Here is a 13,814-nt window from a genome sequence, read left to right on the forward strand (position 1 = left end):
GTCGACCGGACTGACTGGAGCCCACTTGACACCACGAGAACAAAATAGGAACATTACAACTACCCTTTCAGCTGTCCCCGGGAGCACCGCTATGCCCGAAGCCTCTTGCCCATCCGACGTCAGCCGTTACGAGCAGGCCTGCGACCAGGCGATCGCGATGTGCGACGGCAATCTGCGCAGCACGATCAAAGCGCTGATCATGGCCAACGAATATCTGGAAAACGAACTCAACGAATTGCAGGCGGCGATTTCCTGCGGCTGCGCGCCAGCCGGACTGTCGAACAGCGACGCCGCCTGAGCGATCGAACCGGAGCCCACGGATCGGAGCACGACCATGGCCGATGTCACCTATTACGTCGCAATGCCGTTCCTGCAGGACGAGGGCGGCTCGCCGGTCGCCGGCGCTGCGGAGGAATGCCAGAGTTCGTCGGCGGCAACGCGCCGCGCGGAAGTCTTGTCGCGGGTTCCCGGCAGCATCGGCGCGGTCGCCTTCAGCCGCAGCGGCGATCCCATGATCGGCGAATTCGGCGACGCGCAGTTGCTCAGGAAGTTCGGCAACGTGCCCGACGATCTGAGCGGGTTGTGAGATTAGTGTTGAGAGAATGGTTGCGGAGTTACCGCAATTCCCGGAAGAAGGCGCGCACTTCGCTGGCGAGTAGATCCGGCTGCTCCAGGGCTGCGAAGTGTCCACCCCTGGGCATGATGCTCCAACGGCGGATGTCGGTGAAGACGCGTGCCGCCGCCGTGCGCGGTGGCTTGACGATCTCGCGCGGGAATTCGGCGTAGCCCGTAGGCACCGAAATCGTATCGCCCGGGGGCAGGATCGCCGAACCGTGAAGGCGGGCATAATAGGGCCAGAACGAGGAACCGATCGCTCCGGTGAACCAGTAGAGCGAGATATCGGCGAGCATGCGGTCGCGGCTGATCGCGCGCTCCACCTCGCCGCCGCAATCGGACCAGGCGCGGAATTTCTCCACGATCCAGGCAGCTAGGCCCGCCGGCGAATCCGTCAAGGCGAAGGCCAGCGTCTGAGGACGGGTGCCCTGGATCGACTGATAGCCGGTCTCTTCCCGCATCCAATGCCCAAGCTCGCCGAGGTAGCGCCGCTCCTCCTCGTTCGGGTTGGGAAAAGCCGAGGGATCGCGGCCTGCGGCCATCATCAAATTGATGTGGATACCGATCATCCGATCGGCATGTGCGTAACCGAGCCGGCTTGAGACCGCCGCACCCCAATCGCCGCCCTGCGCAGCAAATCGGGCATAACCGAGCACGTCATGCATCAGCGCGGCGACGCAATCCGCCATCTCCGGAACGCCAAACCGCTTTTGGCCGGGCCGGAAGGAAAGCCCATAGCCGGGCAATGACGGCGCGACGACGGTGAAGGCATCGCGCGCATCGCCGCCGAAGCGCACGGGGTCGGTCAGGCGTGGAATGATGTCGATAAATTCAAATACCGAACCGGGCCAGCCATGCAGCAGGAGCAACGGCATCGGGTCGGGGCCAACCCCGGGCACATGCAAATAGTGCAGGTCGATGTCGTGCAGCGCGACACGGAATTGCGGAAAGGCATTCAGCGCGGCTTCCTCGGCTCGCCAGTCAAACTCGTTGCGCCAGTATTCGGTTAGCCGTTGCAGATAAGCGACATCGGTGCCGTAAGCCCAGGCGTCACCGGGCGCCTGGTCAGGGAAGCGTGTGCGGGCGAGCCGGTCGCGGAGATCGGCGATATCGGCATCCGGGATGCGAAGACTGAATCCGGTCGGTTTCATGATCCTGCTCGGCTCGACCTCTGCAGTCTCTAGAAACTCACCGCGCTGGTCCAGAGGCAGCGGCGTCAATGTTGAGGCGTTATCTCATGCCTCCGTTGCGCCTTGCGCACATACATCGCGCTGTCGGCTTCCTCGAGCGCGCGGCCGGCTTCCGCATGCGGGCCGAGAATGGCAACGCCGGCCGATGCGCCCGCGGTGACGTCGCGGCCACGAAAGGTGAAAGTGAGCCGGTCGATGGCCTGTTCCAGCGAGGCCGCTTTCGCCTTGGCATCGGTCTCGCTCAGGTTCCACAGCAGAACCGCGAACTCGTCGCCGCCGAGCCGCCCGACCACGTCGGAGGAACGCACAAGGCGCAGCAGCGTGGCCGCGACGGCCTTCAGGACCTGATCGCCGGCGGCATGCCCGAAGGCATCGTTGATCGGCTTTAGGCCATCGACGTCGAGCACGACCAGCGCGCCGCTCGCGTGATAGCGCTTGATGTAGGAGATCGCCCGGTGGAACTCTCGCTCGAAGCCGCGCCGATTCGGAATATCCAGCAGGAAATCCGTATCCGCCGACGCTTCCAGTTCCTCGATCCGCTTCCGCGCGCGCGCCAGTTCGGTCCGCAGCCTGCGAATCGCGGGCCTGGCGTCCTTGGGGCCGACCGGCAGCCGGGGCACTGGTTTTGGCTGCTTCGCCGGCCGGGCCAGGCGCGGCACGACCTTGCGCTTGTCCACCCCATTTTTGCGGCGTTTCGCAGCTTTGGGCTTTGACGTTTTGGGGGCGGCCGCCCCTGTTTTCTGGTTCCTGGGCATCTCAAACCCGCTTCCACGTGGCGTTGACGCAGCCCTTCGGGCTGGAATCATGCGCTAAGAAGGCTTGCCGGAATTCACCAAGACAGGATAGTCCATTCCGGACCCCTTGCCGCGCCTTGCCGAACCTCGGGCCGATCCTATAATCCGGCCTATGTTTTTGGATTCCCGAAAGAATTAACCACATGCCCGCCCCCGTCGCCATCATCATGGGAAGCCAGTCGGACTGGGAGACCATGCGCCACGCCGCAGAAACCCTGGGAGCGCTCGGGGTGGCCTGCGACAAACACATCGTCTCGGCGCATCGCACGCCGGAGCGGATGTTTGCCTTTGCCAGGGGGGCCAAGGCGGCCGGCGTCAAGATCATCATCGCCGGCGCCGGCGGCGCGGCGCATCTGCCGGGCATGACGGCGTCGCTGACGGAATTGCCGGTATTCGGCGTCCCCATCGAATCCAAGGCGCTGTCCGGCGTCGATTCGCTCTATTCCATGGTCCAGATGCCGGCCGGCGTCCCGGTCGGAACGCTGGCGATCGGCAAGGCCGGCGCCATCAACGCCGCGCTGCTGGCGGCCAGCGTGCTCGCGCTGAACGATAAAGCGCTCGCGGGCAGGCTCGCTGCCTGGCGCAAGGCGCAGACCGATGCGGTCGGCGAGCGTCCGGAGGATCCGGCGTGACGGCTCCACTCAAGGTGAAGCTGAAGCCCGGCGACACCATCGGAATTCTCGGCGGCGGACAATTGGGCCGGATGCTGGCAATGGCGGCGGCGCGGCTCGGCCTGCGCTGTCACGTGTTTTCGCCGGATCCGGATTCGCCGGCGTTCGACGTGGTGCTGAACGCGACCTGCGCCGAATATGCCGATGTCGAGGCGCTGGAATTATTCGCGAACGACGTCGACGTCATCACCTATGAATTCGAGAACGTGCCGTCCGCAGCCGCGATGGTCCTCGGCGCGCGCCGCCCGGTGCTGCCCGACCGGAAAATCCTGGAGACCACGCAGGACCGGCTCGCCGAAAAGGACTTCGTGAAACGGCTCGGCATCGGCACAGCCGATTACGCCGATGTGTCGTCGGCCGCGAGCCTGTGGGCCGCGATCTCGCGCATCGGCCTGCCGGCCGTACTCAAGACCCGCCGCTTCGGCTATGACGGCAAGGGCCAGGCGATCATCCGCGCGGGCGACGATCCGGACAGGATCTGGGACGATCTCGGTACCAAATCCGCCATCCTCGAGGCGTTCATTCCGTTCCAGTGCGAGATCTCCGTGATCGCCGCGCGCTCGGCGGACGGCCATGTCGAATGCTTCGACGTCACCGAAAACGAGCATCGCGACCACATCCTGAAAATTTCGCGGGCGCCGGCCAATATTTCCGATGCGCTGGCTAGCGAGGCGCGCGCGGTTGCGGAGAAGATCGCGAGCGCCCTGAATTACGTCGGCGTGCTCGCGGTCGAGATGTTCGTGGTGCAATGTGAGGCGGGGCCGAAGGTCCTGGTCAACGAGATCGCGCCCCGTGTGCACAATTCCGGACACTGGACCCTGGACGGCGCCTCGATCTCGCAATTCGAGCAGCACATCCGCGCCATCGCCGGCTGGCCGCTCGGCAAGCCGGTCCGCCACGGTCCGGTCACCATGACCAACCTGATCGGGGACGATATCAACGACTATGAGCAATGGCTGACCATCCCCGGCGCTACCATCCACCTCTATGGTAAGGGGGCGCCGCGCCCGGGCCGCAAAATGGGACACGTGACGCAGGTATCGGCGCGCGAAAAATAGCCGCCGTCGCATCAAGCCGAAGTGCGCCCCGCGACAACGCCGTCCGGCTGCGCGCTAAGCCAGCGATAGAGCACACCACCCAGCACGCCGCCGATCAAGGGCGCCAGCCAGAAAAGCCAAAGCTGCGCCAGCGCCCAGCCGCCGACGAACAGCGCCGGTCCGGTGCTGCGCGCCGGATTGACCGACGTGTTGGTCACGGGAATGCTGACCAGATGGATCATCACCAGCGTAAGCCCGATGGCCAGCGGCGCGAAGCCCGCGGGCGCGTTGCCATGGGTGGCGCCCATGATGATGAACAGAAACATCATCGTCATCACGACTTCCATGATGAAGCATGCCACCAGGCTATAATGGCCGGGCGAATGCGCGTCATAGCCGTTCGCGGCAAAGCCCTTGGCGACGTCGAAGCCGGCGGCGCCGCTCGCAATCACATATAGCAGCGCAGAGGCGGCAACGGCGCCGATCACCTGTGCGATCACATAGGGCGCGATCTGCCCGGTCGGAAAGCGCCCGCCGGCGGCGAGGCCGACCGTCACCGCGGGGTTGAGATGGCAGCCGGACACGTGACCGATCGCATAGGCCATGGTCACGACGCTCAACCCGAACGCAAGGGACACCCCGACCAGCCCAATACCCACTTGCGGAAAGCCCGCAGCGATCACAGCGCTGCCGCATCCCGCAAATGTCAGCCAGAACGTGCCGATGGCCTCAGCGGCATATTTCTTCACATCCATGTCGCGTCTCCCCTGATTTATAGCCGGGTCGCTCAAAACTCCGGGAACAGCCCTGGTCTGGGCGCCGAATCAGGGCCAACCACGACAGATTCGCCGCTTTTCATGGCTTTACTTGGCCGGGAAACCCGCTTCACAGATGGACATCGGCGGCATTGTCTGATACATCCGCGCGCTCAAGGTTAAGGGCCAGGCCTTTTGCCGGCCCTTTGCTTTATCAGAATTCCAATCCGACCAATTGAAAGAGGATGCCGCGTGCAGGTTCTCGTTCGCGATAACAATGTCGATCAAGCCCTCAAGGCGCTGAAGAAGAAGATGCAGCGCGAGGGTATTTTCCGCGAGATGAAGCTCCGCGGTCACTACGAAAAGCCCTCCGAGAAGAAGGCCCGGGAAAAGGCCGAAGCCGTGCGCCGTGCGCGCAAGCTCGCTCGCAAGAAGCTGCAGCGCGAAGGCCTGCTGCCGATGAAGCCGAAGCCGGTGTTTGGCGCCGGTCCCGGTGCCGAGCGCGGTGGCGCCGGCGGTCGTGGCGGTCCCGGTGCAGGTCCGCGCGGCCCGCGCTGATCGAAGGTTTCTCAGATTTGAGTTCGGTGACGCGAGCCTTACGGCTCGCGTTGTTGTTTGTGCGTACGCATTTTTGGCCGATGCATTTCGGGGCGCGGCAGGCTAACAATAGGACGTAAGCCGCGCGAGCATTCCGCATCTCATGGTCCTTCCGGTCCCGTCTTCTCTCTCCGGAACCTTGCGTTCCGGCTGGCGCGCGCCCGTGGCTGTTCTGCTGGCCGCGATCGCGCTCGGCGGCTGCTCTTTCGACCTGGGATCGTTTTCGTCCACGTCGGATAAGGAAGAGCCAAAACCCGCTCCGGCGGGAGCCGCGGTGGCCCAGGCGCAGGTCTACGCCACGCACGGCCAGGTGCTTGCCAAATCCGGAAAACCCGAAGAGGCGCTGGCGGAGTTCAATCACGCCGTCGAACTCGATCCCAACAATGCGCAGGCGCTGTATGGCCGCGGACTGCTCTATCAAGGCGACAAGCGGCATCAGCAGGCGATCGACGATTTCACCGCGGCCAATGGCCTGAAGCCGCAACAGGCGGAGCCGCTGCTCGCCCGCGCGGTCAGCTATCTCGCGCTCGACAAGGCCAAGGAAGCCGCCGCCGATCTCGACGAGGCGGCGCAGGCCGATCCGCAGAACGCGCAGATCTGGAGCACGCGCGGGCAGGCCTATGAACGGCTCGGCGACAAGGCCAGGGCCGCCGAATCATACGGCCGCGCCATCAATCTGCGCCCCAGGGATGAAGCCGCGCGCAACGGCCTGGCGCGCGTCGGTGGCAAGACCTGACGGATCAATCAAGACTTGAACGATCAGGACCGGATCGATCAGGTCGTGCGCGCTATTTCGGCAAAACCGCGTGAAACACCGACTTCGCCGCCAGCAGCATGTCTTCGGCGACATTGGTGTGTTCGCGCCGCTGGGGCTCCGCTTCGGCGCGCAGATCCATCGGTCCCGGCAGCGGCAAGGACAGAGACGGCGACGCCTCCGGGATATCGGCGGGAGGAGTCGGCCGGCGGGGATCGTCGATGCGGGCGGGCTTCGCCGGCGTTGATCCGGTCGGCGCATTGAAGGCATCACCGGCGGGGGTGGAAACCATGATCGGGGGCGGCAGCGGCCGAACCGCGGGAGCGGAGGCGACAGGTGCTGCAACCGGGGGCGCTGCTACAATGACGCGAGGCGTTTCCGGGACACGGGCGGCTTCCTGCGGCCGCGGCGAAACGTCGCCGGTGCCGCGCAGCCGCTCGATGGCCGCGCGCGCCAGTTCGTTGGCATCGCGACGCTCTTCCGACGCGGCCGCAGCCTCGGCAGCCGGAGCGGCAACGACAGGCGCGGCAGCCACGGCGGGGGTGGGCGGCGCGACCGGGGCCGGGGCAGACTTGGCAACGGCCTTTTCGCGGGGCGCCGGCGTGTGACGGCGGGTTTCAGCCGGGAGGCTCGCGGTTTCCGCCGGCTTATCAGCGGATTTCTCGATGGGCTTCTCAGCGACAGCCGGCTTTTCGACCACCGCCGGCTTTTCAGCAGCGGTCTGCTCGAGCATGGCTTTTTCGGAGATGCCCTTGGCCGTGACCCCCGGCTGCGGGAGGGCGCCTACGGTCTCCGGCTTTACGTCCGCCTTTGCTTCAGCCGCTTTTGCTTCAGCCGCCTTTGCTTCAGTCCTGGTCTCCGCCTTCGGGTCGACCGGGGAGACCGCGGCGGCAGCAGGCGCGTCGGGCTTGGCGACGATGTAATGATTAACGATGTAGGCCCCAAGGATGGTCGCAATGACCGAGGGCAAGATATCCATCGTAAATTTCGAGACGATTTTCAGCATGCCTGCCTACTCCCAGCCCCGGTTTGATGCTGAAACTTTGAGGCACATTGAGGGATCAACTGCGACGGATCGGTGGCAATCGGTTAAAACCCGTTAGTCATTGTTTCAATTCGACTTCCAGGAACACGATCTCGGATGCGGTTTCGTTGAGCACGTCATGCTCGACCCCGGCCTTCCGGAAGTAGGATTTGCCGACGTTGAGCTGCGCCTTGGAACGTTCCCCGTTGGGCGCCACGATGGTCATTTCACCCGCCGTGACGGGAACAATGACGTAGTCCATGCCATGGGTGTGATGGCCGGTGGCGCTGCCCGGCGCCAGCCGCCATTCGGTGACGCGGACCTCCGCGGTGTCGACCTGAACCTCCGATTTGGCGCTGAGCATTGTCACTCCTCTTCAGCCTCTTCAGCCTCTTCAGGGCACGAACACCAGGAACACGAATACGGCAAATACCACCACATGGACCAGGCCGAACAGGATGTTGGTACGGCCGGTGCCGAAGGTCAGCATGCTCAGGATGAAGGTCAGGCCCAGCAATACCATGCTTTGCGGGTCGAGCCCGAGCACCAGCTGCTTGTCCAGCGCATAGGCCGCCACCGCGACCGCCGGGATCGTCAGCCCGATGGTCGCCAACGACGAGCCGAGCGCGAGGTTCATGCTCTTCTGCAGGTCGTTCTTGCGCGCGGCGGCGAGGGCGGCGACGCTCTCCGGCAAGAGGATCAGGAGCGCCACCAGGACGCCGGCGAAGGCCGGCGGCGCGCCGATCCTGGCGGTTGCGAAATCCACCACCAGCGAGAATTTCTTTGCCAGCAGCACGACCGCCAACAGCGACACCAAAAGCAGCGTGATACTCAAGCCCAGCATGGCGTTCGACAGCGGACGCCCGTCTGCGCCGGGATCGTGTTCGCTGCCGACGAAATAGCCGCGATGACGGACGGTCTGGGTATAGAGGAACACCGCATAAAGCAGCAGGGTAACGACGCTGACGAAGCCGAGCTGGACGGCGGAATAGACCGGCCCCGGCGTGGTCAGCGTATAGTTGGGCATGATCAGCGTGATGGTCCCCATCACGATCAGGACGCTGAGATAGAGGTTCGATCCCGCGACCTGGACGTCCTGCTCGCGGTAGCGCAGGCCGCCTGCGAGGATGCAGATCCCAACGAGGCCGTTGCAGACGATCATCACCACTGCGAATACGGTGTCGCGCGCCAAAGTGGGCACCGGCTTATCGCCCAGCATGATGGTGGCGATCAGCGCCACCTCGATCACCGTGACCGCCAGCGTCAACAGCAGCGTGCCGTAGGGCTCGCCGACCCGCTCGGCGATCACCTCGGCATGATGCACGGCCGCGAACACCGTGCCGAACAGGATCACCAGCAGGGCCGCCGCAAAGGCCGATCCGGCCGCCGACGGCGTGAAGGTGACGCCGAGCGCGGTGGCGCCTGCGAAAAACAACACGGCCAGGGCCGGGAATATCCACGCCGATCGCGGCATCGGGCCGTGCGCACTCATGTGACCTCATTTTCAAAGTCGGGGCCTGAACTATGCGCCAAACCGCGGCAGCCGTCAGCTTTTTGCAGCATTGATGAACCGCCGGGCCGTTTCGATCGCCCCGTAGTCGTCGAGATTGTTATGACCGCCATCGGCAAACCGCACGAATTGTTTCGGCTCTCGCGCGAGCGCGAACAATCGCTCGCCAAGGTGGATCGGAATGGTGGCATCCCGCGCACCATGCATGATCAGCAGCGGAGCCGTCATTCGCGCGATGCGCTGATCGGAGCGAAACGAATCCCGTATCAGCCAGCGCACCGGCGCATACCAGAACAGCGAACCGGCAACATCCGCCACTGACGTGTAGGGAGCTTCCAATATGACCTTTCCGACCGCGCGATCGACCGCCAGCGCGACCGCGACGCCGCTACCCAGCGAAAAACCCCAGAGGACCATCCGGTCCGCGCCGTAGCGCGCCGCCGCAAAGGCATAGGCCGCCGCGGCATCGCTGAGCAGCCCCTGCTCGCTGGGCCGTCCGCTCGAACCGGCATAACCCCGATAGGACAGCGCGACGAGCCCGGTCCCGTCAGCGGTCATGTTGCGAAAATGGCTGACGAGTGCCGCCAGAAAATCTCCGTTGCCGGGAAAATAGATGACGACCGCATGGCCCGGCTTGGCCGGCACGTGCCAGACGATGACCTTCTCGCCATCCGTCGTGGTGAGCGTATGTTCCTCGGCCTCGCGAAAACCGACAGCTTCGGGAGCGGCGCGCACCCTCTCCGGGATCGGAAACATCAACGCCCGCTGCGCGAAGTAAAGGAGGGCAAGACCGCCGAGATAGCCGCCCGCTGCGAGACCGACAAGCCATTTCAGGACGGTCATGATTTCCCGTGAGGGGGCTTACATCGCCTTGACGATGTTCTCGGTCATCTTCTTGGCGTCGCCGAGCAGCATCATGGTGTTGTCGCGGTAGAACAGCGGATTGTCGATGCCGGCATAGCCGGAGGCGAGCGAGCGCTTGATGAACATCACGGTGCCGGCCTTCCAGACCTGCAGCACCGGCATGCCGTAGATCGGCGATTTCGGATCGTCCTCGGCGGCCGGATTGGTGACGTCGTTAGCGCCGATCACGAAGGCGACGTCGGCCTGGGCGAATTCCGAATTGATGTCCTCGAGTTCGAACACCTCGTCATAGGGCACATTGGCTTCGGCGAGCAGCACGTTCATGTGGCCGGGCATGCGGCCCGCGACGGGATGAATGGCGTATTTCACCTCGACGCCTTCCTTCTTGAGCGTGTCCGCCATCTCGCGCAGCGCGTGCTGCGCCTGCGCCACCGCCATGCCGTAGCCGGGCACGATGATCACCTTCTGCGCGTTCTTCATGATGAAGGCCGCATCATCCGCCGAGCCCAGTTTGACCGGGCGCACTTCGCCGGTGCCGCCGCCCGCGGCAGCGGTCTCGCCACCGAAGCCGCCGAGGATGACCGAGATGAAGGAGCGGTTCATGGCGTGGCACATGATGTAGGACAGGATGGCGCCGGATGATCCGACCAGCGCGCCGGTGATGATCAGCGCCGAGTTGCCGAGCGTGAAGCCGATGCCGGCGGCGGCCCAGCCGGAATAGGAGTTCAGCATCGAGATCACGACCGGCATGTCGGCGCCGCCGATCGGGATGATCAGGAGCGCGCCGAGCACCAGCGCCAGGATCACGATCAGCCAGAAGTCGAGCGCGCTGCCGGATAGCACCAGGCCGACGATAAAGAACACCAGGGCCAGGGCCAGCACGATGTTAATGACGTGCCGCGCCGGCAGGATGATCGGCGCGCCGCTCATGCGCCCCGACAGCTTCGCGAACGCGATCACCGAGCCGGTAAACGTCAGCGCGCCGATGGCGACGCCGAGCGACATTTCGACCAGGCTCTGCGGATGGATGTTTCCGGGCGTGCCGATGTCGAAGGCCTCGGGTGCGTAGAACGCGCCGGCGGCGACCAGCACCGCGGCCATACCGACCAGCGAGTGGAATGCGGCGACCAGTTCCGGCATCGAGGTCATCGGCACCCGCCGCGCGATCACCGCGCCGATCGAGCCGCCGATGGCGACGCCGAGGACGACGAGCAGCCAGCCGATGGCGTCGGCCGGCGGATGCGCGGCGAGCGTGGTCCCCACCGCGATCGCCATGCCGATCATGCCGAAGAAGTTGCCCTGCCGCGATGACGCCGGGCTCGACAGGCCCCGCAGCGACAGGATGAACAGGACCCCGGCGACGAGGTATAAAACCGCAGCAAGATTGGCGTTCATCTCAGGCCCCCAATGTCTTCGTCACCACGAGGTGCACGCCGTTCACTTGATCTTCTTCTTGTACATCGCGAGCATGCGCTGGGTGACCAGGAAGCCGCCGAAGATATTCACGCAGGCAAAGATCAGCGCGACAAAGCCGAAGCCGCGCGCCCATACCCCGCCGCTGCCGACCATCGCGACGCCGACCGCAAGCAGCGCGCCGACCACGATCACCGAGGAAATCGCATTCGTCACCGACATCAGCGGCGTGTGCAGCGCAGGGGTCACCGACCACACCACGAAATAGCCGACGAACACGGCGAGCACGAAAATCGACAGCCGGAACACGAAGGGATCGACGGCCTGCGCGATATGTTCCATGGCGGCTCTCCTTTAGGTCTTCGGCTGGAAGTTCGGGTGAATGACGGCGCCGTCCTTTGTCAATGCGGTAGCCTTGACCAGTTCGTCGTCCCAGTTCACCGCCAGTTGCTTGGTGGTTTTGTCTACCAGCGTCTCGATGAAGGAAAACAGGTTGCGCGCATAGAGGCTTGACGCCGAGGCCGCGACGCGGCCGGCGACATTGGTGTAGCCGACGATCTTGATGCCATCGAGATCGACGACTTCGCCGGGCTTTGCGCCCTCGACATTGCCGCCGCGCTCGACCGCGAGATCCACCAGCACCGAACCCGGCTTCATCGACTTGACCATCTCGGTGCTGACGAGCTTTGGCGCCGGCCGGCCTGGGATCAGCGCCGTCGTGATCACGATGTCCTGCTTCTTGATATGCTCGGCGGTGAGCGCGGCCTGCTTGGCCTGATACTCTTTCGACATTTCCTTGGCGTAGCCGCCGGCGGTCTGGGCGTTCTTGAATTCCTCGTCCTCGACCGCGAGGAATTTGGCGCCGAGACTTTCGACCTGCTCCTTGGTCGCAGGGCGCACGTCGTTCGCGGTGACCACGGCGCCGAGCCGTCGCGCGGTCGCGATGGCCTGCAGGCCGGCGACGCCGACACCCATCACGAACACTTTTGCCGCCGGAATGGTGCCGGCCGCGGTCATCATCATCGGGAAAGCGCGGCCGAAGGCCTCGGCCGCCTCGATCACCGCACGGTAACCGGCGAGATTGGCCTGGCTCGACAGCACGTCCATCACCTGCGCGCGGGTAATGCGCGGCATCAATTCCATCGCAAACGCCGAGATGCCGGAATCCGCCATCGCCTTCAGCGCGGCGTCGTTGCCATAGGGGTCCATGATGGCGACGACCAGCACGCCGCGCTTGTATTTGCCAAGCTCGGACGCCTCGGGCCGCTTCACCTTGATAACGATGTCAGCGTCCTTGACCGCGTCGGCGCTGACGGTAGCGCCGGCCGCGGTGAATTCGGCATCCGGCAGCCCCGACTTAATCCCGGCGCCGGGCTCGACGGCGACATCGACGCCCAGAGCCTTGAATTTCTTCACGGTATCGGGCGATGCGGCGACCCGCGGCTCGGAGGGGTCGATTTCCTTGGCGACGGCAATCTTCATATAGCCTCCGGCGGCGCGAGACGGGCGCGCGCGCAAACTAGCGTTTCTCCCGCGGGGATGAATACCGGTTTCGTGACCGGATTGCGTGCAATTTTTCTAAAACGCTCCGCCGGGCGGCGGCGCGGCCGATGCATCAGGTCAGAAACAGCCCCATCATGGCGACGATGAAGACGACGGCGAGAGTGCCGTACTTCACCAGCATGATGAAACCTTCATAGGTCTGCTCATGCGCCGGATAATCGTTGCCGTCGGCGGTCGTGTAGGCCACTTCGTTATGTTCAGCCATGGTGTCTCCGGTGATTTCTTGCGTCTTGCGGTGGAATTACCGGAATCCACGGGAGAGAGCAACGGCCACGGGCCTTTTGTGCACCAGCTGCGATTGCGAGGGACTAGCGGGCCTCGGGCGGCCAATTGTCCCGGATCCAGCGGGTCAGGCTTTCCTCGCTGACCTCGCCGGCGGCAAGAGAGAGGATGATGGCCGTGGCGTGCGCGGGATCGGGCTCGAAAGCGACGCCGTTTTTGTGAAGGAATACTGTCATTGCCATGAAGGCGATGCGCTTATTGCCATCGACGAAGGCGTGATTTTTCGCGAGCCCAAAGGCATAGGCAGCCGCAAGTTCAGCCATCTCAGATTGTTCGTACCGCCATTTATTGATCGGACGCTCAAGCGCCGACCGCAGCATGCCTTCATCACGCAAGCCTGGAGCTCCGCCGAAGCGGCGCAACTGGCGGCCATGGATTGCGATGGCCTGCTCGTAAGTGATCCAGAGCGGCTCGTTCGGCTCGCTCATTGGAGTGCTCGACTTATTTGGCGAGAGCCGCGAGCGTGTCCTTGTACTTGTCCATAACCTGGTCGGCTATTTCCATGGTCTTTTCGAAGTCGGGATCGTACGGCATTGCTTGAAATCCGCCACCAGCGAGTTCGGTGATGTGCAGTTCCTGACCTCGCTTGAGGTCGAGCCGCTGCATCAATTCGCGAGGGAGCAGAAGACCGTCGGAATTCCCGATCTTTTTGATTTCGATTTTCATTGTGAAATCGTCCTTTTCGTTGAGCACAATTGCTCCGAGTTCGTTCAATGAATTCGAGCCACATGATGGACATCCAGAA

19 protein-coding genes are annotated in these 13,814 nt (G+C 64.0%); 6 read left to right on the top strand and 13 right to left on the bottom strand.

The annotated features are described in order from the left end of the window. Positions 1–91 precede the first annotated feature (91 nt). Both B5525_RS04395 and B5525_RS04400 read left to right on the top strand, forming a co-directional pair. Positions 92–298 carry a hypothetical protein gene (locus B5525_RS04395; RefSeq protein ID WP_079564902.1) on the top strand — a complete coding sequence of 69 codons (207 nt, stop codon included), beginning with the start codon at positions 92–94 and terminating at the stop codon, positions 296–298. Positions 299–334: 36 nt separating this feature from the next. Continuing rightward, complete coding sequence (locus tag B5525_RS04400; protein ID WP_079564904.1) at positions 335–586, top strand: hypothetical protein; 252 nt, start codon at positions 335–337, stop codon at positions 584–586. Positions 587–614: 28 nt separating this feature from the next. Here the strand turns inward: B5525_RS04400 and B5525_RS04405 are convergent, their stop codons facing one another. Then, a complete protein-coding gene (locus B5525_RS04405) occupies positions 615–1,766 on the bottom strand; it encodes an epoxide hydrolase family protein (protein WP_079564905.1) in 1,152 nt (383 codons plus the stop codon). 65 nt (positions 1,767–1,831) lie between these two features. Continuing rightward, positions 1,832–2,560 (bottom strand): GGDEF domain-containing protein, encoded by a 729-nt coding sequence (locus B5525_RS04410; RefSeq protein WP_079564907.1) that lies wholly within the window; start codon positions 2,558–2,560, stop codon positions 1,832–1,834. 182 nt (positions 2,561–2,742) lie between these two features. Here B5525_RS04410 and purE point away from each other — a divergent pair, with 182 nt between their 5' ends. Then, entirely contained in the window at positions 2,743–3,231 is a 489-nt protein-coding gene (gene purE / locus B5525_RS04415) for a 5-(carboxyamino)imidazole ribonucleotide mutase (RefSeq protein WP_079564908.1), read from the top strand. After that, entirely contained in the window at positions 3,228–4,328 is a 1,101-nt protein-coding gene (locus B5525_RS04420; protein WP_079564910.1) for a 5-(carboxyamino)imidazole ribonucleotide synthase, read from the top strand. The genes purE and B5525_RS04420 overlap by 4 nt, the downstream gene beginning before the upstream one ends. 11 nt (positions 4,329–4,339) lie before the next feature. Here B5525_RS04420 and aqpZ read toward each other — a convergent pair whose 3' ends face one another. Continuing rightward, positions 4,340–5,062 carry an aquaporin Z gene (gene aqpZ / locus B5525_RS04425; RefSeq protein ID WP_079564912.1) on the bottom strand — a complete coding sequence of 241 codons (723 nt, stop codon included), beginning with the start codon at positions 5,060–5,062 and terminating at the stop codon, positions 4,340–4,342. 252 nt (positions 5,063–5,314) lie between these two features. On the opposite strand from aqpZ, the gene rpsU reads away from it, so the two are divergent. Continuing rightward, entirely contained in the window at positions 5,315–5,620 is a 306-nt protein-coding gene (gene rpsU, locus B5525_RS04430) for a 30S ribosomal protein S21 (RefSeq protein ID WP_079564913.1), read from the top strand. Between the two features lie 202 nt (positions 5,621–5,822). Beyond that, entirely contained in the window at positions 5,823–6,395 is a 573-nt protein-coding gene (locus B5525_RS04435; RefSeq protein ID WP_244567828.1) for a tetratricopeptide repeat protein, read from the top strand. A gap of 52 nt (positions 6,396–6,447) precedes the next feature. On the opposite strand, the gene B5525_RS04440 is transcribed toward B5525_RS04435, so the two are convergent. The 10 genes from B5525_RS04440 to B5525_RS04485 form a co-directional block, all read right to left on the bottom strand. Next, positions 6,448–7,419, bottom strand: a complete 972-nt coding sequence (locus B5525_RS04440; protein ID WP_079564915.1) for a hypothetical protein — start codon at positions 7,417–7,419, stop codon at positions 6,448–6,450. Between the two features lie 97 nt (positions 7,420–7,516). Next, complete coding sequence (locus tag B5525_RS04445) at positions 7,517–7,801, bottom strand: cupin domain-containing protein (protein ID WP_079572930.1); 285 nt, start codon at positions 7,799–7,801, stop codon at positions 7,517–7,519. Between the two features lie 30 nt (positions 7,802–7,831). After that, a complete protein-coding gene (locus tag B5525_RS04450) occupies positions 7,832–8,929 on the bottom strand; it encodes a calcium:proton antiporter (protein ID WP_079564916.1) in 1,098 nt (365 codons plus the stop codon). A gap of 54 nt (positions 8,930–8,983) precedes the next feature. Continuing rightward, the gene (locus tag B5525_RS04455) at positions 8,984–9,790 is read right to left on the bottom strand and encodes an alpha/beta hydrolase (RefSeq protein ID WP_079564917.1); all 807 of its coding nucleotides are present in this window, start codon (positions 9,788–9,790) and stop codon (positions 8,984–8,986) included. Positions 9,791–9,808: 18 nt separating this feature from the next. Then, the gene (locus B5525_RS04460) at positions 9,809–11,206 is read right to left on the bottom strand and encodes an NAD(P)(+) transhydrogenase (Re/Si-specific) subunit beta (protein ID WP_079564918.1); all 1,398 of its coding nucleotides are present in this window, start codon (positions 11,204–11,206) and stop codon (positions 9,809–9,811) included. A gap of 42 nt (positions 11,207–11,248) precedes the next feature. Beyond that, positions 11,249–11,566: a proton-translocating transhydrogenase family protein gene (locus tag B5525_RS04465; protein WP_079564919.1), complete on the bottom strand. Its 318-nt coding sequence runs from the start codon at positions 11,564–11,566 to the stop codon at positions 11,249–11,251. Positions 11,567–11,578: 12 nt separating this feature from the next. Continuing rightward, the gene (locus B5525_RS04470) at positions 11,579–12,706 is read right to left on the bottom strand and encodes a Re/Si-specific NAD(P)(+) transhydrogenase subunit alpha (RefSeq protein WP_079564920.1); all 1,128 of its coding nucleotides are present in this window, start codon (positions 12,704–12,706) and stop codon (positions 11,579–11,581) included. A 133-nt stretch (positions 12,707–12,839) separates the two neighbouring features. Further along, complete coding sequence (locus B5525_RS04475; protein WP_079564921.1) at positions 12,840–12,992, bottom strand: aa3-type cytochrome c oxidase subunit IV; 153 nt, start codon at positions 12,990–12,992, stop codon at positions 12,840–12,842. 103 nt (positions 12,993–13,095) lie between these two features. Beyond that, positions 13,096–13,497 carry a type II toxin-antitoxin system death-on-curing family toxin gene (locus B5525_RS04480; RefSeq protein ID WP_079564922.1) on the bottom strand — a complete coding sequence of 134 codons (402 nt, stop codon included), beginning with the start codon at positions 13,495–13,497 and terminating at the stop codon, positions 13,096–13,098. A gap of 13 nt (positions 13,498–13,510) precedes the next feature. Next, positions 13,511–13,735, bottom strand: a complete 225-nt coding sequence (locus B5525_RS04485) for an AbrB/MazE/SpoVT family DNA-binding domain-containing protein (RefSeq protein WP_079572932.1) — start codon at positions 13,733–13,735, stop codon at positions 13,511–13,513. Positions 13,736–13,814 lie beyond the last annotated feature (79 nt).

This window comes from Bradyrhizobium erythrophlei, from assembly GCF_900129505.1.
Taxonomy (GTDB): Bacteria; Pseudomonadota; Alphaproteobacteria; order Rhizobiales; family Xanthobacteraceae; genus Bradyrhizobium; species Bradyrhizobium erythrophlei_D.